Source organism: Desulfoluna sp. CYM3A (assembly GCF_056829965.1).
On record NZ_CP186556.1, the window covers coordinates 504,592 to 523,491 of the forward strand.

An 18,900-nucleotide genomic window follows, 5' to 3' on the forward strand; every position below is an offset into this window, starting at 1 on the left:
AAGAATTGGGAATATTTATGGGGGGTTGCGAGATCTGTTGGCTGTATTGTGAGTTATAACAATATCTTGTGGCGTGGTGTGAAGGCGGGGCGGTGGATCCTGAAAATCGAAGATATTCGGGTTGACGGGGTCATCACGTTGGATTAATACCATTTTACATCACTATGGGGGATCCCGTCCTCTGTTTCTATCCTTGGTATTCTACAATGTATCGGGAATAATCAGAAATTTTGGTGGTTTTCTAACGAGCCCTGTAAAGGGAATAGCCTCTTATTGTTTTTTATTGGTGAGCATACTGTATGGAATCGGTTTGGAATAATGTTAAAGCTGTGCTGGCGGAAAGACTGCCCGGACACAGTTTCCGAATGTGGATTGAACCTGTAAAGTTCGAGGACAGGAGCGGGAATGACTTTCGGGTCTCGTGCCCCAACCTGTTTTCAAAGAAGCGGGTTCAGGATCACTACGGTTCCATGATTCAGAATGAAGTCCGGACCCTTCTCGGGTCAGATATCAGCCTCTGTTTTGATGTTCGCAAGGGAACAAACGGCGTAAGCCGCGGCCCCGTGGTTAAAAAGGGGTTGAAGAAGGTGGAGACCCAGCTGGTCATTCCCAACGTGGCCAACCCGGTGATGCACAGCGGTCGCATGCTGAGGCCCGACTTCACCCTGGACGACTTTGTGGTCTCCGGGAACAACGATTTTGCTTACTCAGCGGCCCTTTCCCTTGCCTCGTCCACCCAGGCACAGAACAGCTCTCTGTTTCTGCTCTCCGATACGGGGATGGGCAAGAGTCACCTGACCCAGGCCATCGGTCACCACATCAACCGGAAGAAGCCCGGGGAGCGTGTCTACTACATCACGGCAGAAGACTTCACCAACGAGATGATCGGTTCGTTTAAAAACGACACCGCCGGTCAGTTCAAGGAGAAGTACCGTTCCCAGTGCGATGTATTGCTGTTGGAAGACGTCCATTTTCTGGGCGGCAAAGAGCGCACCCAGATCGAACTGGCCATGACCCTGGATTACCTTATGGAGTCCGGCAAGAAGATCATGTTCTCCAGCTGCTATCTGCCCAATGACATTCCCAAGATGAACGAGCAGCTGGCATCCCGGTTTACCTCCGGGCTGATCTCTCCCATCGAGGACCCCAACTTCAGGACCCGTGTTCGGATCCTGAAAAAGAAGGCCGCCAAAAAAGGGCACCAGCTCCCCATGGATATCATTGAGTACCTGGCCGGTGAACTCACCGACAACATTCGGCAGCTGGAAAGCGGCCTGGTGTCCGTGACGGCCAAGTCTTCCCTCATGGGTGTTCCCCTGGATCTTGATCTGGCGGAAAGCGTGGTGAAGAACATCGCCACCAAGAAGAAGCGCGTTACCATTGATGTGATCAAAAAGCTTGTTGTGGGATCAATATTACACCCACCGACATTGTATCCAAGTCACGAAAAAAGACCATCGTGAAACCCCGCCAGGTGGCCATCTACCTCTCACGCCGATACACCGACCAGCCCCTTCAGGCCATTGGGAAAAATTTCAATCGGTACCACGCAACGGTTATGCATGCCGTGGGAACCATTGAAAAGGACATCCGTCAGGAAGTCCAGATGCGAAATCAGATCGAGTATCTTTCCAGAAAGATTGAAAACGGCGATTTTTAGGACGGTTTTCTGAAGAAGCAACCAGAGGCATTGCTGCGACGAAGACCGTTTGAAGGCGTGTTGTTTTTGTGCTCTCACGTAAACAATGATCGCGTGTAAGCGAGTGGTTTTTTTCTTTCACCTTCAGCTGGAGGGTCTTATGATTTCATCGAATGAACCCGTCTGGGGATCTGACAATAAAAAGAAACGTCGCATCCAGGAGATCCTGGAAAAGTTGAATCGGGCCGAGGTCATCGCCCGCGGCCTGGGTATTGAACCTCACGAAATTATCCGCCTCAAAGAGGAGGGGCTTCGTGAGTTGGACCGCCAGAAACACTGGTAGTGGGGACAACATGGAATTAAGGAGAAAGGCGCGTTCCGCCCTTGCGAAAATATACGGGAAGGAGCGTCTGAAGACATCAAAGGAAGACTGCGTCTGCTACGCGTACGATGCGCGAAATGCGCGATGCATCCCCGATGCGGTGGTGTTTCCCGAAAGTGCCGAGGAGATCTCCCGCACCCTGGCCCTGGCCTCTGAGCTGGGGTTTCCGGTGGTACCCAGGGGAAGCGGGACGGGAACCACCGGGGGCTCGGTGGCCGTTGAAGGTGGCGTGGTTCTTGTGACCACCCTCATGAACCGCATCGTCGAGATCGATACGGACAATTTTACCGCCGAAGTGGAGCCCGGAGTGATCACCGGCGATTTTCACAGGGCCGTGGAGGCCAAGGTCAACCCCGGCTGCCGGATCCTTCCAGCGCAGGGATCTCCACCCTGGGTGGGAACGTGGCCGAGTGCGCGGGCGGTCCCCGGGCCGTGAAGTACGGCGTGACCCGGGACTATGTCCTGGGCGTGGAGGCGGTCCTGCCCACAGGGGAGATCGTCCATACCGGCGTGCGAACCGCCAAGGGTGTGGTGGATAGACTGACCTGACCCGCCTTCTGGTGGGGTCCGAGGGGACCCTGGCCGTCATCACCCGGATTCTGCTCAAGCTCTTGCCCCTGCCTGCAGCCACCGCCACCCTCAAGGTGTCCTTTGAAAGTATGGAGGAGGCGGCCGAGGCCGTCTCAAATATCATCGCTTCAGGGACCCTGCCCCGCTGTGTGGAGTACATGGACGAAGCCTCCATTGTCTGCGCCCAGTCCATTGCCGACCTGGAGCTTCCTGAAGGGTGCCGTTCCATTTTGCTCATCGAGGTGGACGGCTCTGCATCGGAGGTGGCCACTTCCATGGAAGAGGTGGTAACGATCGTCAAGGCAGCGGGAGCCATGGCCGTGGAGGAGGCCCGGGACGCCGAAGAGGCCAAGCGCCTCTGGACGGTGCGCAAGAAGGTGTCGCCTGCCCTCTACCTCTTCGGGCCGGACAAGATCAACGAAGACATCGTGGTGCCCCGAAGCGCCATTCCCAAGATGGTCAAAAAGATCGAAGCCCTCAAAAAAGAGTACGGCCTTCCCATGGTGAGCTTTGGCCACGCCGGGGACGGCAACATCCACTTCAACGTCATGATCGATAAAAAGGACGAGCAGCCCAACAGGGCCAGGGGGCCGATGCCGTCATCGACGAGATCTTCGACCACACCCTGGCCCTGGGGGGGACCCTCTCCGGCGAGCACGGGGTGGGGATCACCAAACGGGAGTACATCGGAAGAGAGATCGGGGAGAAAGAGCTGGAGATCATGAGGGGCATCAAAAAACTCTTCGATCCCAAGGGCATCCTCAATCCGTCCAAGATTTTTTGACGCGTAAATGCCTCGCCTCCGGCGGCCAGGGGATAATCCCCTGGACCCCAGGTTGCCGATGGCCTCCCACGTTCCTCGGGGACAGGCCATTGGCCAAGGTTTCTCGATTATTAAAACACGTATTCCCAATCTGCTTTCAGGAGGCGCAACGTTCCACCGGAGGCAGCGCGGTTAAATCCATAATGGACACGTAGCGACAACCTATCCTGTTACGTCGAAGCTTGTGAGCCAGCCCGTACAAGCCCTCAGCGGTTAATAGCTTTCGAGGTGGCTCACCTCGCCGTCGGAGGCACGCTTTTTGCGCGTTACTTTGTTTTGTATGGCTGAGGCGTCGTATGAAAAAACAAAAACCCGCCAGGGCACCTCGATATGGGGTGAGGTCCTGTCGGGTTTTTTTGATGGTGTGTCGTGTGGTGCTTACTGGAGCCGTGCGGGCATGGCCTCGGTGTTCATGAGGTCCTCGATGAGCTCCATGCGATCGTTCTGGTCCCGCTCGATGATGCATTTCAGGCAAAGGGCGCAGTGTTTGGTGCACACCTTGTCGTTGATGTCGAAGTTGCCGAAGCAGTCGAGGTAGGCTTCCGATTTCTGGACGAAGACAATATCGTTATGCATAGGTCCCCTTATGGTTTAATGGCGTTTCGGTACCCTGTTGGTGCCTCAGGCCGTTGATGTCGTCAGCAGTGTCATCATGTCGTTGTGAATCTTGCCGTTGGTGGCAAGCATTTCTGCGTCCCCGGGCGTAAAGGCCTCGCCGCTGAAGCCGGTGACGCGTGCCCCTGCCTCCTGGGCGATGAGGACCCCGGCGGCCGTGTCCCAGGCTTTGAGGTTCTCTTCCCAGAAGCCGTCGAAGCGTCCGGCGGCCAGGTAGCAGAGATCCAGGGCGGCGGATCCCAGGCGGCGAACCCCCTGGGCGGCGTCCAGGCAGGCCTCGAACCGTGCCATGAGTCCGGGCAGGATCTCTCGGGCGTTGTAGGGAAACCCGGTGACCAGAAGGCTCTCCTCCAGGCTCGGGGAATCGCTCACAGAGATGGAGCGTCCGCAGAGAAAGGCGCCTTCGCCTTTGGTTGCCGTGAAGAGTTCGTTGGTGACGGGGTTGAAAACCACCCCGAAGCAGGTCTCGCCGTGGGCCTGGAAGGCAATGGAGATGGAGAAGAGCGGCAGGCCGTGGGCAAAGTTTGTGGTGCCGTCCAATGGATCGATGACCCAGCGGTACGGGCTTTTTTTCTCGGTTGCCCCGCTCTCCTCGGCCAGGATGTCGTGGTCGGGAAAAGCCCGGGTCAAGGTCTCGATGATGGCCTTTTCCGAGGCTGTGTCCGCTTCGGTGACCAGGTCGATGCGCCCTTTGCGGTCGATGCGGAAGGAGCCGTTCACCATGTCGGCGAGGATTTTCCCCCCTTTGAAAACAGCGGAAAGGGCCGTATTTTTAATTGCTTCCATCTTCATGGGTACCACATGTATCCTTTTTGTCCCGGCGAGTCAACATCTATGATGGCACACGGTGCATGACAGCACATCTTGTGTTGCGGTCTACTCCTCAAGGCCCGGGTCATCCTCCGGGAGCTGGTCGGTGATGAGGGTCTCAATCTGGTCTTCGATGCGGTGGAGCAGCGGGGTCAGTGTGGCCCGGTTGAGGGCGGAGATGAACAGGCCACCGTGTTCCCGTGAAAGCGCTTCACGCCGCTCTTCATCGGTCTGGTCCATTTTGTTGAAGATCTTGAGGACCGGGATGGAATCGAGTTTCAGGTCCGAGAGGATTTTTTCCACGGAGTCGATCTGTTTTTCACACTGGGGGTTGGAGGCATCAATGATGTGAAGCAGGAGGTCCGCCGACTCCAGCTCCTCCAGGGTGGCCCGGAAGGAGACCATGAGCTCTTTGGGCAGGTCCCGGATAAACCCCACGGTGTCGGTAATGATCACCTCGATGTCCTTGGGGAACCTTAAGCGCCGACTGGACGGGTCCAGGGTGGCAAAGAGGCGGTCTTCGGCCAGGACCTTGCTCTGGGTGAGGGTGTTCAAGAGGGTTGATTTCCCTGCGTTGGTGTAGCCCACGATGGAGACCACGGGTACCCCTTTGCGGTTTCTTCTGGCCCTCTGCTGGCCGCGCTGTTTCTTGACGTTTTCGATCTGCTTGGTCAGGGTGGTGATGCGGTCCCTGACCCGCCGCCGGTTGAGCTCCAGCTTGGTTTCACCGGGGCCCCTGCCGCCGATGCCGCCGGTGAGGCGGCTCATGGCGGTGTTCAAGGTGATGAGCCGGGGCAGCATGTACTTGAGCTGTGCCAGCTCCACCTGGAGCTTGCCCTCCCGGGTCTGGGCGCGCCGGGCAAAGATGTCCAGGATCATCTGGGTTCTGTCGATGACCTTGATCTCCACCTGGTCGGTGATGGACCGGATCTGCGCCGGGGAGAGCTCCTGATCGAAGATGAGGATGGTGGCCCCTTTCTGCATGGCGGCAATGGTGATCTCGCTGAGCTTGCCGCGACCCAGAAGGTGCTTGGGGTCGCTTTTTTTGCGGATCTGGAGCACCGTCTCCAGGATGTCGATGTTGCAGGAGCGGGCCAGTTCGTCCAGTTCCCGGAGGGAGGCCATGGCCTCTTTTCTGGGGCGGGTGGTGACGCTTACCAGGATGGCGCGCTCTTCGGCGTCTCCGGCGGAGAGGACCCGCTCTTTGCGGGAGAGCTCCTCTTCCACTTCGCGGACGATGACGTCGAGGTCGTCCCGGAGGTGGCCCGGGGCCATGGGGAGAGTCCCGGGTGGGCTCACCGGTGGCGCCGGTGGTGACATGGGCGGTGTGCACCCGGTGGACCGAGCCGTCTGCGGTGAGGGTGACGGCGGCCATGAGGTCGAAGCGCAACAGGGCCAGGTCGGTGTGGTCGTCCCGGGTAAGCCCCTCGTTCTCCCGGAGGTGGGTGTGGATGTAGCGCAGGCCCGACAGGCGGCCGGGCAGGGGGCTGTACCCTTTAAGCTCCGGGATGTAGATCTGGTCCGGGGTCCCTGCGATAACAAACTCCACCTTGCCTGCGCGGCTCACAAGGACGGCCACCTGCCTGCGGATGTCGTGGCTGATGGCTGCCAGCTCGTGGGCCAGCTCGGCGTTCACCGCATAGCCCTGGGGGAGTCTGCGTCGGTAGAGGGATTCGAGTCGTTTTTTCTGGTTGGCCTTCAGGCCGTCGGTGTGACCGTGTACTTTTTTCATTCGCTGTCCGGAAGGGCGTAGTCGCCGATGGCGGCGTTTTCAAATCGGGTGTATTTGCCGATAAAGGTGAGGTGGGCCGTGCCCACGGCACCGTTACGGTTTTTGGCGACGATGATTTCGGCCTTGCCTTTGTTGGGGTTGTTCTCTTCCTTATTATAGACCTCGTCGCGGTAGATGAAGGCGACGATGTCGGCGTCCTGCTCCAGGGAGCCCGATTCCCTCAAGTCCGAGAGCAGGGGGCGTTTTTCCGCACGCTGCTCCAGCATACGGTTCAGCTGGGACAGGGCGATAACCGGTACATCCATCTCCTTGGCAAGTCCCTTGAGGGATCGGGAAATCTCCGCAATTTCAAGGTCACGGCGGTCACCGGTGGTACCGGATCCCCGCATGAGCTGGAGGTAGTCCACGATGATGAGGCCCAGCTCGCGGTCGGCTTTGAGGCGACGGCACTTGGCCCGGATCTCCATGACGCTGATGTTGGGGGTGTCGTCGATGTAGAGGGGGGCCTGGCTGATGACGCCGGCCGCTTCCGTGACACGCTCCCAGTCTTCGGCGCCGATGGTGCCGCTTTTGAGTTTTTCGGAGTTGACCCTTGCCTCGGCGGTGAGCAGTCGCATGGAGAGCTGCTCACAGCCCATTTCAAGGGAGAAGATGGCCACCAGCTTCTCTTCGAGGACCGCCACGTTCCGTGCCAGGTTGAGAACAAAGGCGGTTTTGCCCATACTGGGTCGGGCCGCCAGGATGATGAGGTCGGTTTTCTGAAGGCCCGAGGTGAGCTTGTCCACCTGGGTATAGCCCGTGGGAACTCCGGTGAAATCGCTGCCGCTGTTCTGGCGCTCCTCCAGGGTGGTGATGTTGCTGTTGATGAGATCGTTGATATGGGAGAAGGAGGGTTTGATCTTCGAGTTTGAGATCTCGTAGATGGATCCTTCGGCCGTGTCGATGATGGACTCCACGGCTCCCTGCTCTTCCATGCAGCTCGTTGATGATGTGAGAGCAGGTCTCTATCATGCGCCGCAGGGAGGATTTGTCCCGGATGATCTCCGCGTGTTTTACCGCGTTGACCGAGTAGGGGGCGCGGTCCACCAGCTGGGAGAGATAGGCGGCACCGCCCACCTCGTCGAGTTGCCCTTTTTCCTTGAGCCGGTTGGCCAGGGTCACGATATCCACCGGCTCGGACCGGGCAAAGAGTTCGGCCATGGACTCGAAGATCTTTTCGTGGGCCGGCTTGTAAAAGTCCGGGGGGGTAAGCATCTCAATGACATCCACCAGGGTGTCGTTGTCGATGAGAATAGAGCTCAGGATGGATTCTTCCGCGTCCAGGGCGTGGGGCGGCAGTTTTCCCCGGGTGCCGCCTTCGTCGCTTGAAGGGTAGCCGTCCATGGGGCGGTTGCCGGTGGATTTCTTCCTGGGCTTGGGTGGGGCAAAGTTCGTGAGCATGGTGCGCTGGTCTCTTTTTTATCGTCTTTGGGTCTGTCGGGTTTCGGGGTGGACATGCGCTGGTTAAGAGCTATCAGGTCCCCGGGGTGTTGGCAATGTTTTTGCTCATGCCTGTGGCGCAACCCGGCGGGAAGGTCCGTAAGGGGCGGCTTCCCAGGGTCGGCGCCAAACGAAAAAAGGGGGGCTGCCGGTCTTCGGCTGCCCCCCTTTGCGGCTTTTCACTGGTGGAACGGAGAGGTGATTACTCCTCTTCGCCTTCCTTGGCTTCCGCCTTCACCTCAACGGTGATTTCAGGCTCCACGTCCTTGTAGAGACGGACGGGAATCTTGTAGGTGCCCAGCTCCTTGATGGGAGCGGCCAGAAGCAGCATGCGCTTCTCGATGGTGACTTCCTGGCCCTTGAGGGCTTCCAGGATGTCCTGGGCAGTGATGGAACCGTAGAGACGCTCTTCCTGGCTGACCTTGGCCATGAGAGTGCAGGAAATCTCCTGTACTTTTTTGGCCAGCTCTTCAGCCTGCTCGCGCTCTTTGGCGATCTGGAGTTCAAATCGAGCTTTCTGCTGCTCCAGAAGCTTTCTGTTCTGGGGCGTGGCAAGAACGGCTTTCCCGCGGGGGAGGAGGTAGTTGCGTGCGTAGCCGTCCGCAACGGTAGCCTCGGTGCCGATGATGCCCAGAGTGTCGATGGTTTCCGTTAAAATAACTTTCGTTGCCATATTATCCTCCGCTGAAGGGGGGCACCCCTTCAAAGTGAACCCGGAACCGTGTCCGGATTTCCGGCGTTGTTCAGTTGGTCATCGAAGCGGCGCATGGCCGACTTCGCATTATGATTCCAGGTTTCCGACGTAAGGAAGCAGTGCGATGGTACGTGCGCGCTTGATCTCACGGGTAAGGATTCGCTGGTGCTTGGCACAGGTGCCGGTAATGCGACGGGGAATAATCTTACCGCGCTCAGAGATGAAGTACTTGAGTACGCGGGTTTCCTTGTAGTCGATGACGATGCTGGAGTCGGCACAGAAACGGCAGACCTTCCTGCGGTGGTAAGTCCTTTTACGGCCTCCCTTGCGTCCGGGTTTCCCTTTTCCTTTTCCTCGTGCTGGTGCGGCCATCTTAGTCCTCCTCTTTGGTCTCAGGTTCTGCAGGTTCCTCAGCTTTTTCCTCTTCGGCAGGTGCGTCGGCAGCGGGAGCTTCTTCGGCTTTTTCTGCTTCAGCTTCAGGTGCAGCTTCTGCCTCAGCGGCAGCGGCTTCAGCCTGCTCTTTTTCTGCGAGGACGTCGTCGGGGTTGACGTCGTCGCCGAGGATGATGGTCATGAACTTGAGGAATTTGTCGTCAAGACGGAAGTTTCGTTCCAGCTCGGAAATGAGGGTGCCGTCGCCGCAGAAATCAACGCGGACATACTGTCCACGGGCTTTTTTGCGGATGTCGTAAGCCAGCTTGCGTACGCCCCAGTCATCGAACTCGATCAGGACGCCTTTGTAGGCAGCGATGATCTCTTTGACCTTGTCGTAACGCTGGTTGCGGACCTCCTCGCCCAGATCGGGATCGAGGATGAATACGGTTTCGTAACGTCTCATGTAACCTCCTTATGGATGTAAAGCCCTGTAATTTAAGACAGAGCAAGGATCGGTAGGCCGGTGTCGGCCTCGAAAAAACTACCCTTATTAACACCCTTTCCAAAAAGATGTCAAGGGGTGATGCGCAGGGCGTGGGCGCGCGCCAGCTCCCGTATCTTTTTCTTGTCCAGTTTCTGCACGGGGGTCAGGGGCATTTCGTCCACAAAAAAGACGGATCGGGGAACCGCGTAGCGGGCCACGCGCTCTTTGAGGAAGGCGATGAAGTCTTCCGGGGTGACCCGCCCCTTGTACCCAGGCTTGGGTTGAACGCAGATGATCACCCGTTCGCTCCCCTCCCGGTTGCCGTCCGGGACCCCGACGGTTGCCGCGTGTTCTGTGGCCGGGTGGCTGTAGAGGATGTCGTCCACTTCCCGGGAGTAGACTTTGTAACCCGAGACATTGATCATGTCCTTGGTGCGGTCCACGATGCGGAAGTAGCCCTGGGGGTCCACAGTGACCACATCGCCGGTGTGGACATAGCCTGCCTCGTCGATGCCGCTTCCCGAGTCGGGCCAGTAGCCTTTCATGCGCTGGGGGCCTTTAAGGAGCATCTCCCCACGGGCCCCGGAGGGGAATTTCTCCATATCGGCAAGGGGCTCTCCTGTTGCCGTGTCGGTGATGCGTACGCGTGTGTCGGGCAGGGGGATGCCCGTAGCCCCCGGTTTTTCCACGGCGGGTTTTTCGGTGTCGGACGGTCGGGAGAATTTGAGGAGAAGGGCGATGGCCCGGGTGACGATGGTGCCGATAGCCCTGGGCCCCAGCAGCCCAAGGCCGCGGTTGAGCACAGGGCAGAGGCCCGGGATTCCCAGGACGGCGGTGAGAATACGCTGGGGCAGTCTCCCGCCTGCGATGCGCAGGAGAAGGGAGGGGTTCAGGTGGGTGCTGGGGGACATCTCCGACAGGCCGTAGCCTTCCATGATGGCTCCCTTGCCCTTGGTTTCAAATTGCTTCTGGGTGCTCGGGGGCAGGGGCGCCGAGCCGGAAACCCCCAGGACGGCAAATCCTTTCAGCTCTTTTTCCGCCATTTTCATGAACTGGGCCGGGACCCCGAGTTGCAGCAGGGGGCGGTGGGCGCGGATCATGTTCACCATGGCCTCGGTGTCCCTGGCGTCGGGGAGGAGGATCTGGTTGTAGCCCTCCAGGGTCATGGTGTGCATGATGACATGGCCGTATGAGTGAAAGAGGGGCAGGCCGATAAGGGCGGTGATGTTGCCCCGGAGCAGCGTTTTGACGCGTCCGAAGGCCCAGCTGTTCTGCAGGGAGTTGCAGTAGATGTTGCGGTGGGTAAGCATGCATCCCTTGGGGACGCCGGTGGTCCCGCCGGTGAAGAGGATCATCTCCAGGTCTTTTTCCGGGTCAATGGGCCGGTCCGGTGGGGCGCAGGGGGTCTCTGCGATGAGCTGCGTCAGCCAGTGGCCCTGGCACGGGAGCCCGGGCAGTGGTTCCGGAGGGGCGGGGTGGGCGGAGTAGTCTGACAGTCTGGAGACGATCACCTGCTCCAGTGCGGTTGTTTCGGCAAGGGCACGGGCGTGGGGCAGGGCGTCGTCCAGGGTGATGAGGGCCCGCGGCGTGCATGCGTCGAATTTCTGTTGAAGATGGGGCACGGGTTCCAGGGTGGAGCAGGGGACGTGGACCAGGCCGGCACGGCTGATGGCGTAATCTGCCACCACAAACTGGACGGAGGTGGGCAGCAGGGTGGCCACGCGGTCGCCTTTGGTAAGGCCGAACCCGGCCAGGGCCGTGGCCAGGCGATGGGCCATTTCGCGGACCCGGGGGTAGGTGACCAGGGAACCCACCTGGATCAGGCCTCGTTTTGGAAAGCGCCGGGCCGCTTGATCGAGGATGGCGTATGCCGGTGCGTCGGGGTAGGGCTCCAGTGTTTCCGGGATGCCCAGGATGCGGTACTCCCTGCTCCAGGGCAGGGCGGTCTCCTTGCGGGTGGTCATGCCGCTCTCCTTTGGGATTGGCGCGGGTCGGCCAGGGGGCTCCGCTCAGGGGTGGGGCTGCGTTGGGTCTGGGAGTCTTCGGCGGACCTGCGGCGATGTATGAATGAGGTGTGAGAGTGTGGCTCGTTGGGTGATGTTTGTGGGGTACTATGTTGTGTAAGGGTGTGGAACAGTGTTTGTCAATAGAAAGTGTGTTTTGTGAGGGAACAATACGAAAGGCGAGGTGGCCCGTGGCTGGGCAACATAAGGAGGGCTTTTTGTTGTGTATTAAATGTCTTGCGGGGCGCCGGTCCGACGGCCGCCCCGCAAAGGGCAGAAAAGGAGCTTTTTATGCGCCCGAAAGGTGCTCGTCGATGGCGCGGCTCACCTCATTTAAATGGATGGAGAAGAAGTGGTCGGCGCTCTCGATGACGTGGAGCCGGGCGTCGGGGTTCCAGGCAGGGACCATGCCCTTGACGGTTTCGAAATCGGCAAAGCTGTCCTGGGTGCCTGAGATGACAAGGTTGGGGCCCCGGTGGCACGGTGTCGCCTGGAAATCGAGGAAGGTGACCGGGGGGGCCACCATCACGTCGGTGGTGACGGGGTGGGCCAGGGAGGCGGAGAGGCAGATCCAGGTTCCGAAGGAATAGCCGGCGCAGGTGACGTCCTCAATGCCCTCGGACTTCAGGCGATAGACAGCGGCCAGGAGGTCGCGGACTGCGCCGTGGCCCTCGTCGAAGTCCCCCTCGCTGTTGCCTGCGCCCCGAAAGTTGAACCGCAGGGTGGCAAACCCGGCTTTCCGATAGCTCTCGGTGATGGCAAGGACCACGGGGTTGTCCATGTCGCCTCCGTAGAGGGGGTGCGGATGGGTGATGACGACCCCGCGTTTGGTGCCGGGGGTTTCGAGCATGCCTTCAAGGATGGTGCCTTCAGACGTGAAGGTGATGCGATGTTCCATGGGGTTCCTCATGCGGGCGATGTCGGGCATCGCCCTGTGATCGGGTCGTGGGGTGACGTTTACTCCGGTGGCCCGCCGGTCGGCAGCCGACGGCGACGGGCTCCGCCTTTTTAAGCTTCCTGGCGCAGGGCGGTGATGATGCCCTGGCCCAGGGTGCTGATCTGCCACTGGCGCAGTCCGTCGATGGAATCAAGCTCATCCACGGTGTCGGGGTTACGCACGGCAATGGCGGTCATCAGTGCTTTGTTGATCAGGATGGGAGGATCCAGGGCCAGTCTGTGGGCCATGTCGTCCCGGTAGGTTTTGATGGCGTCCATGCGTTTGGGGATCTCAGGGTTGAAGCTGGGTCGTTTGCCCCTGGGGTACCTGGGCAGCTCCTCTTCGGGCAGGGCGATGCCCTGTTCCACCGCCTTGATGATCTGGGCACCGTGGGCTGCGGTCTGCCTCGGGGACAGCGCTCCGCAGGCCTTGAGTCGCCTTGTGGATGTGGGCTTTTCCTTGGCCAGGGTGTGCAGGGAGGCGTTGCTGAACACCTTGAACGGAGGGCGGTCTTTCTTTTCGGAAAGGGTAAGGCGAAGTTTCAGCAGCTCTTCCAGGACGGCCAGGCTGCGCCTGTCGAGTTTGCCCGCGCCCTTTACCTTAGTAAACAGGGGGGCGTCGCCGTTGTCCTGGTGGCGGACGCCGGACAGCAGGAGGCACTCCTCTTCCACCCATTCGGTGCGGCCCTTCTCTTCGAGCTCACGGTCGAGGATGGCGGCAAGTCGGGGCAGGTAGATGACGTCGCCGGCACCGTACTTGATCATGCCCTCGGTGAGGGGGCGTTTGGACCAGTCCTTTTTCTGGTAGGTCTTGTCCAGCTCCACGCCGAATCGCTGTTTCATGACCGAGCCGAGGCCGGTTTCGGGGATGCCGAGAAACCGGGAGGCCAGCTCCGTGTCGAAAAGGTTGCGGATGGTGATGCCGAAGTCCCGGTTAAGGGAACGGACATCGTAGTCGCTTCCGTGGAAGATCTTGCGGATCTCGGGGCGCTCAAAAACAGGGACAATGGGTCCCATGTCTTCGATGCTCAAGGGGTCGATGACGGCGATGAAATCACCGACAGCCATCTGGATGAGGCACACTTTTTCTCGGAAATGGAACATGGAGTCGGCTTCGAGGTCCACGCCGATACAATCGGCGTTCAGGAACACATCGGCGACCTCCTTGAGGGCATCTGCGGTCTCCACGTAATGGAGGTTGTCTATCATATTGGTCATGGGAAAATCGGGGCTCGTTTCGACGGCCATTCCATGCGCTGGGCATGCGAAAAAAAATCCAGGCACATCAGGCCTCGGTGTGATGCCGAACCGGCTTGGCAAAAAGGTGCGCTGCGCGGCATGGATCCCGGACAAAAACCCGAGACGTTTTGGAGGCCATGGTACCTTGAGCACAACCGCCGGCCCACCGACGGTGCGAGTGAGTTTGATTTATGTTTGTGTATCATTTTTTTCCAAGGAAGACCATACACTTTCCGGGAGAGGGAAAGAGCTTTTGTCTTGACCCTCCCGGGGAATTGCCCTAAATTCACAGATTAGTCCTGTTTTCAGTGTGGTGCGTGCACCCCACTGGATTTAAAGGTATTGGCAAGGCATCGCCTGTTGCGCGGTTCCTTTTATAATTCGAGGCGATACGGATACGGATATGGTTAAGATCACTCTACCGGATGGAAGCAAACGAGAGTTTAATGAGGCCCCCTCAGGGGGCGATATAGCCCTTTCAATCTCCGAAGGCTTTGCGCGCTCCTGCGTGGCCATGGAGATCGACGGGGACCTTTTGGACCTGTCGGAAAAGGTCGCGGACGGCGCTGCGGTCCGTCTTATCACCACCAAGGATTCGGAAGCCCTCGAGATCATGCGGCACAGCGCCGCCCACGTCATGGCCCAGGCCATCACGAACCTCTATAAAGATGCCCACCTCACCATCGGACCCGTGGTGGAGGGGGGCTTTTACTACGATATCGACATGGAGCCCATCGGCGAAGAGGCGTTCCCCGCCATCGAGCAGGAGATCAACCGCCTGGTCAAGGCCAAGCTCCCCTTTACGCGCAAGGAGATCTCCAAAGAGGAGGCCCTGGAGCGTTTCAAGGACGAACCCTATAAGCTCGAACTCATCGAGGACCTTGAGGGCACCATCTCCCTGTACGAGCAGGGCGACTTCACGGACCTGTGCCGGGGACCCCATGTTCCTCACACCGGGATGGTCAAGGCTGTCAAGCTCATGCGCGTTTCCGGCGCTTACTGGCGCGCCGACCAGACCAGGGCCCAGCTCCAGCGGGTCTACGGCACGGCCTTCTTCGACAAAAAGGAGCTCAAGGCTCACCTGCACATGATCGAAGAGGCCAAGAAGAGGGACCACCGCAAGCTCGGCACCCAGCTGGACCTTTTCAGCTTCCATGACGAAGCGCCGGGCATGCCCTTTTTCCACGCCCGGGGCATGGCCATGTGGAACGCCCTTCTGGACTACTGGCGCGAAGAACACGCCAAGGACGAGTACGTGGAGACCAAGACCCCCATCATGCTCAACCGCGCCCTCTGGGAGCGCAGCGGGCACTGGGAGAACTATCGGGAAAACATGTACACCTCCAGCGTGGACGGCTTCGATTACGCCATCAAGCCCATGAACTGCCCTGGCGGCATGCTCCTTTTCCGCATGAAGAGCCCCTCCTACAGGGAACTCCCCTACCGCGCCGGCGAGATCGGCCTGGTGCATCGCCACGAGCTCTCCGGGGCCCTTTCCGGGCTCTTCCGCGTGCGGGCCTTCCACCAGGACGACGCCCACATCTTCATGACCCCGGAGCAGATCCACGATGAGATCCTGGGGGTCCTGAAGCTCGACGAGCGGATCTACGGCACCTTCGGCCTTGATTTCCACCTGGAGCTCTCCACGCGTCCGGAAAAGTCCATCGGCTCGGACGAGCAGTGGGAAAAGGCCACCGAAGGCCTGAGGTCCGCACTGGACGCTTACGGCAAAGGGTATGTCATCAACGAAGGGGACGGCGCTTTTTACGGGCCCAAGATCGACATCCACATCAAGGACGCCATCGGGCGAACCTGGCAGTGCGGCACCATCCAGCTGGACATGAGCCTGCCTGAGCGGTTCGATCTCTCCTACATCGGTGCGGACAACGAAAAGCACCGCCCCGTGATGATCCATCGCGTGGCCTTCGGGTCCATCGAGCGGTTCTTCGGGATTCTGGTGGAACACTACGCCGGACGGTTCCCCCTGTGGCTGGCACCGGTCCAGGTGGTCCTTCTGCCCATGAACGACGACCTTCTGGACTACACCCGTCAGGTGAAAAAAGAGCTGGAAGCCGAAGGGCTCCGCGTGGAAGTGGACGCCCGGGGCGAGAGCCTCAAGCGCAAGGTGCGCGATGCCCAGCTGGAACAGGTTCCGGTCATTGTCACCATCGGCGAGAAAGAGCGGGAAGGCGGGGTCTTCTCCGTCCGTACCCTGGACGGCAAGGTCACCTACGGGGTTTCCCGTGAGGCCTTCCTCTCTGTGGTGAAAGCGGATATCCGTGCCAGGAAAAACGAAAGCGTTCCTGTATTCGGCTAAGCTGTGGGGCGGCCCGATGGCGGTGATGTCACCGGACACCGGGCTCCCTGTACTGGGATGATGGGAAGGGAGATAGCGATGAGGATTTCAGAGTCAAAAGGGGTACGCAACTGGTTTGCCGTGCTTCTTCTCTGTGCGCTGATATTTCTTCCTTCCCTGGTTCACCTGCCCATGCCCAGGGGCCCCTTCAACGACAAGGTTGCCCACCTCCTTGTGTACACAGCGGCCGGGTACCTTGTGTTAAGGGGCGTTCGTTGCCTGCCCATGGCGCAGAGCCGTGTGCTTTGCCTTTCTGGTGGCCGTGCTTATCGGCATGGCCGACGAGGTGCACCAGCTTTTTGTCCCGCGGCGGTCCATGGACCGAGTGGATTTTTTATGCGATATTGTGGGTGTCGTACTGGGAATTGCCCTTTACCTTATCGTCTGGGTGCGTGACGAACGAAGGGTGCCCGACCGGCCGCCTACGGAATGATACGTGCAGTCCAGCACCCGGGCCCATCTGCCCGGCAATACGCGATGCCCCCGGACCCTTGCGGCCGCAATTTCTGAAAACCTGATACGATCTGCCACCACAACATAACAGGAAACAACACCATGCGAATCGTTACACGACCCGATTTTGACGGGGTGGTTTGCGCCGTCGTGCTGGAAGAAGCCCTGGCCCTGACCGAACCGACCCTCTGGGTCGAACCCAACGACATGCAGCAGGGCAAGGTTGAGGTCCGCCACGGCGATGTCATCGCCAACCTGCCCTTTGACCCCCGGTGCAGCCTCTGGTTTGATCACCATGCCACCAACCGCGTGACAGCTCCCTTTGAAGGCTCCTTTGATGTGGTGCCCTCGGCAGCGGGCCTGGTCTGGGACTACTACCGTCGCGGCCTGTCCGCGGACCTTTCCGAGCTCATCCGCGAGACGGACCGCATCGACTCGGCGGACCTGACCCGGGACGAGGTGGAGACTCCGGAGTCCAACCCGTACGTGCTGCTCTCCATGACCATCTTCGGTCGCAAGCAGAAGGATGCCCCCTACTGGGATCGTCTGGTGGGCCTGCTGCGGTCACGGCCCATCCATGAGGTCATGGCCGACCCTGAGGTCAAGCGTCGCTGTGAAGCGGTGGTGGCCCAGAACAAGGAGTACCGGGAGCATCTGAACTCCTGCACCCATGTGAAAGAGGGGGTCTCCATTACCGATTTCAGGGGCTATGAAGAGGCACCGGAGGGAAACCGCTTTCTGGTCTATGCCATGTTCCCCGACGCCGTTGTCAGCGTGAAGATACGCTACGTGGACCGGGCCAGGACCCGTGTGGTGCTCAGCGTGGGGCACAGCATCTTCAACGTTGGGTGCAACGTCCATGCCGGGCACCTTCTGTCGAAGTTCAACGGAGGCGGTCACTTCGGGGCTGCGGCCTGCACCTTTGACGCGTCTCTGGCCGATAAATACATTCCCCGCATCATCGGGACCCTGCAGGAAAATAAGCCCCATGAGCATTGATCTGGTCTCCCTTGCCGATGCCGCTGAGAAGATGGCGTCCCTGTGCAACCGATGCGGCCTGTGTCAGGCGGTCTGTCCTGTCTACAAACGCACCGGCCTTGAAGGGGATTCGGCACGGGGAAAGCTGGCCCTTATCACGGCCCTTCACGAAAATCTCACTGATGCTCCGGCCGAAACCCTGGCCCGTCTGAACCGGTGCACCCTCTGCGGCGGCTGCAAGGCCACCTGTCCCCGGGGGGTGGCCACGGTGGATGCCTTTCTCCTGGCAAGAAAGGCCCTGGCCGAGGCCGCACGGCTGTCCGGCGCCAGGCGCGCCCTGCTTCGTCAGGCCTTTGCCGACCCGAAGCGCACCGCCACCCTTGCCGCACGGTTTGCGGCCGTGCAGCGGCGCATGATCACCTCGCCGGAGGATGCACGGGTGGCCCTTGCCGGTCGCTATCCGGTACCGAAGATCACGCGCCCCTTTTTCACCGATACCTACACCCCGAACGAGAGCGGTGCTCCTGCAGCCAAAGAGGCCGGCGCCCCGAAAGCGGAGGTGGTTCTCTTTGCCGGGTGCCTGGTGGACAAGGTTTACCCCTTTGTGGGGGAGGGCCTTGCGGGGCTGCTCACCGATGCCGGGGCCCGGGTTCACGTGCCCAAAGAGCAGGGATGCTGCGGGATCCCCTTTCTCACCGAAGGGGATGAAGAGGCCTTTCTCCAGGCCGTGAAGCGGCATCTCGACCTTTTTTCTGCTCTGGATTTTACCCATGTGGTGACTCCGTGCGCCACCTGTACCCTCGCCATCAAGCATCTCTGGCCCAAAGTAAAGGAGCAGCTCTCCGATGCCGAAGCTGCTCTGGTGGACCGCATCGCAGAGGCGGTGTGCGACGGCAGTGACCTGCTGGCACAGCTTGGGGAAGGCCCCGGGCTTGAAAAAGAGGCAGGCGGGCTCACCGTCACTGTTCACGACCCCTGCCATGGGCGCCATAGCCTTAAAAATACGGAAAATACACGGTCGCTCTTGAAACAGGCGGGCCATACCCTGGTGGAGATGGAGCAGGGGTGTTGCGGGCTGGGCGGAAGCTTCGGCATGAAGAACCGCGACCTTTCCCTTGCCATCGGAGAGGGGTGCCTTGCACGCATCGAGGCCACCGGAGCCGACGTGGTGGTCACCTCCTGCCCGGGGTGCATGGCCCAGATCGAAGCCCTTCTCAGGGGGGCCGGATCCGGGATCCGGGTGCTGCACGTGGTGGAAATTCTGGAAAATCCCCTTGACAGCCCTGGGGACTCCTGATTTATATTCGGGTAGACGAAAAAAAATGCCTATTG

The 18,900-nt window shown here is 59.7% G+C and carries 20 protein-coding genes and 4 pseudogenes; 13 read left to right on the forward strand and 11 right to left on the reverse strand.

Going from position 1 to position 18,900, the window contains the following annotated elements; translation table 11 throughout:
- Positions 1–299: 299 nt before the first annotated feature.
- From ACOYW1_RS02685 to ACOYW1_RS02720, 8 genes and pseudogenes are all read left to right on the forward strand, one after another.
- Positions 300–422, forward strand: a pseudogene (locus tag ACOYW1_RS02685) (DnaA N-terminal domain-containing protein); the annotation flags it as partial.
- Between the two features lie 48 nt (positions 423–470).
- Positions 471–1,463, forward strand: coding sequence for a chromosomal replication initiator protein DnaA (locus tag ACOYW1_RS02690; protein WP_482423642.1), 993 nt, complete (start codon positions 471–473; stop codon positions 1,461–1,463).
- The gene (locus ACOYW1_RS02695) at positions 1,460–1,660 is read left to right on the forward strand and encodes a helix-turn-helix domain-containing protein (RefSeq protein ID WP_482421566.1); all 201 of its coding nucleotides are present in this window, start codon (positions 1,460–1,462) and stop codon (positions 1,658–1,660) included. The genes ACOYW1_RS02690 and ACOYW1_RS02695 overlap by 4 nt, the downstream gene beginning before the upstream one ends.
- A 139-nt stretch (positions 1,661–1,799) precedes the next feature.
- The gene (locus tag ACOYW1_RS02700) at positions 1,800–1,982 is read left to right on the forward strand and encodes a hypothetical protein (RefSeq protein WP_180136810.1); all 183 of its coding nucleotides are present in this window, start codon (positions 1,800–1,802) and stop codon (positions 1,980–1,982) included.
- Between the two features lie 10 nt (positions 1,983–1,992).
- Positions 1,993–2,457, forward strand: coding sequence for an FAD-binding oxidoreductase (locus tag ACOYW1_RS02705; RefSeq protein ID WP_482421567.1), 465 nt, complete (start codon positions 1,993–1,995; stop codon positions 2,455–2,457).
- Positions 2,424–2,570, forward strand: coding sequence for an FAD-binding protein (locus ACOYW1_RS02710; protein WP_482421568.1), 147 nt, complete (start codon positions 2,424–2,426; stop codon positions 2,568–2,570). Before ACOYW1_RS02705 ends, ACOYW1_RS02710 begins: the two co-directional genes overlap by 34 nt.
- Before the next feature lie 110 nt (positions 2,571–2,680).
- Positions 2,681–3,094: pseudogene (locus ACOYW1_RS02715) on the forward strand (FAD-binding oxidoreductase); the annotation flags it as partial.
- A gap of 128 nt (positions 3,095–3,222) precedes the next feature.
- Entirely contained in the window at positions 3,223–3,375 is a 153-nt protein-coding gene (locus ACOYW1_RS02720) for an FAD-linked oxidase C-terminal domain-containing protein (protein WP_482423643.1), read from the forward strand.
- 417 nt (positions 3,376–3,792) lie between these two features.
- On the opposite strand, the gene ACOYW1_RS02725 is transcribed toward ACOYW1_RS02720, so the two are convergent.
- From ACOYW1_RS02725 to hflX, 3 genes are all read right to left on the reverse strand, one after another.
- Positions 3,793–3,990: a hypothetical protein gene (locus ACOYW1_RS02725; RefSeq protein ID WP_092207334.1), complete on the reverse strand. Its 198-nt coding sequence runs from the start codon at positions 3,988–3,990 to the stop codon at positions 3,793–3,795.
- 45 nt (positions 3,991–4,035) lie between these two features.
- Positions 4,036–4,821, reverse strand: coding sequence for an inositol monophosphatase family protein (locus tag ACOYW1_RS02730; protein WP_482421569.1), 786 nt, complete (start codon positions 4,819–4,821; stop codon positions 4,036–4,038).
- Between the two features lie 84 nt (positions 4,822–4,905).
- On the reverse strand, positions 4,906–6,114 hold the full coding sequence (gene hflX / locus ACOYW1_RS02735; protein ID WP_482421570.1) for a GTPase HflX: 1,209 nt from the start codon (positions 6,112–6,114) through the stop codon (positions 4,906–4,908).
- On the opposite strand from hflX, the gene ACOYW1_RS02740 reads away from it, so the two are divergent.
- Positions 6,113–6,592, forward strand: coding sequence for a hypothetical protein (locus ACOYW1_RS02740; protein ID WP_482421571.1), 480 nt, complete (start codon positions 6,113–6,115; stop codon positions 6,590–6,592). The genes hflX and ACOYW1_RS02740 overlap by 2 nt on opposite strands.
- Here the strand turns inward: ACOYW1_RS02740 and dnaB are convergent.
- The 8 genes and pseudogenes from dnaB to ACOYW1_RS02780 form a co-directional block, all read right to left on the reverse strand.
- Positions 6,568–7,545 (reverse strand): replicative DNA helicase, encoded by a 978-nt coding sequence (gene dnaB, locus ACOYW1_RS02745; RefSeq protein ID WP_482421572.1) that lies wholly within the window; start codon positions 7,543–7,545, stop codon positions 6,568–6,570. The genes ACOYW1_RS02740 and dnaB overlap by 25 nt on opposite strands.
- Before the next feature lie 115 nt (positions 7,546–7,660).
- Positions 7,661–8,011 (reverse strand): annotated as a pseudogene (locus ACOYW1_RS02750) (DnaB-like helicase N-terminal domain-containing protein); the annotation flags it as partial.
- A 241-nt stretch (positions 8,012–8,252) separates the two neighbouring features.
- Positions 8,253–8,723 (reverse strand): 50S ribosomal protein L9, encoded by a 471-nt coding sequence (rplI, locus tag ACOYW1_RS02755; RefSeq protein WP_180136806.1) that lies wholly within the window; start codon positions 8,721–8,723, stop codon positions 8,253–8,255.
- 108 nt (positions 8,724–8,831) lie between these two features.
- Positions 8,832–9,116, reverse strand: coding sequence for a 30S ribosomal protein S18 (gene rpsR, locus ACOYW1_RS02760; protein WP_180136805.1), 285 nt, complete (start codon positions 9,114–9,116; stop codon positions 8,832–8,834).
- A 1-nt stretch (position 9,117) separates the two neighbouring features.
- Positions 9,118–9,582, reverse strand: a complete 465-nt coding sequence (rpsF, locus tag ACOYW1_RS02765) for a 30S ribosomal protein S6 (RefSeq protein WP_482415073.1) — start codon at positions 9,580–9,582, stop codon at positions 9,118–9,120.
- 110 nt (positions 9,583–9,692) lie between these two features.
- The gene (locus ACOYW1_RS02770) at positions 9,693–11,567 is read right to left on the reverse strand and encodes an AMP-binding protein (protein ID WP_482421573.1); all 1,875 of its coding nucleotides are present in this window, start codon (positions 11,565–11,567) and stop codon (positions 9,693–9,695) included.
- 328 nt (positions 11,568–11,895) lie between these two features.
- Positions 11,896–12,504: an alpha/beta hydrolase gene (locus tag ACOYW1_RS02775; RefSeq protein WP_482415075.1), complete on the reverse strand. Its 609-nt coding sequence runs from the start codon at positions 12,502–12,504 to the stop codon at positions 11,896–11,898.
- A gap of 110 nt (positions 12,505–12,614) precedes the next feature.
- Positions 12,615–13,760, reverse strand: a complete 1,146-nt coding sequence (locus ACOYW1_RS02780; RefSeq protein ID WP_482421574.1) for a ribonuclease D — start codon at positions 13,758–13,760, stop codon at positions 12,615–12,617.
- A 424-nt stretch (positions 13,761–14,184) separates the two neighbouring features.
- On the opposite strand from ACOYW1_RS02780, the gene thrS reads away from it, so the two are divergent.
- From thrS to ACOYW1_RS02800, 4 genes and pseudogenes are all read left to right on the forward strand, one after another.
- Positions 14,185–16,098: a threonine--tRNA ligase gene (gene thrS, locus ACOYW1_RS02785; RefSeq protein ID WP_482421575.1), complete on the forward strand. Its 1,914-nt coding sequence runs from the start codon at positions 14,185–14,187 to the stop codon at positions 16,096–16,098.
- Between the two features lie 265 nt (positions 16,099–16,363).
- Positions 16,364–16,570 (forward strand): annotated as a pseudogene (locus ACOYW1_RS02790) (VanZ family protein); the annotation flags it as partial.
- 122 nt (positions 16,571–16,692) lie between these two features.
- Positions 16,693–17,589 carry an exopolyphosphatase gene (locus ACOYW1_RS02795; protein WP_482415079.1) on the forward strand — a complete coding sequence of 299 codons (897 nt, stop codon included), beginning with the start codon at positions 16,693–16,695 and terminating at the stop codon, positions 17,587–17,589.
- A complete protein-coding gene (locus ACOYW1_RS02800; protein ID WP_482421576.1) occupies positions 17,579–18,865 on the forward strand; it encodes a (Fe-S)-binding protein in 1,287 nt (428 codons plus the stop codon). The genes ACOYW1_RS02795 and ACOYW1_RS02800 overlap by 11 nt, the downstream gene beginning before the upstream one ends.
- Positions 18,866–18,900: the final 35 nt, after the last annotated feature.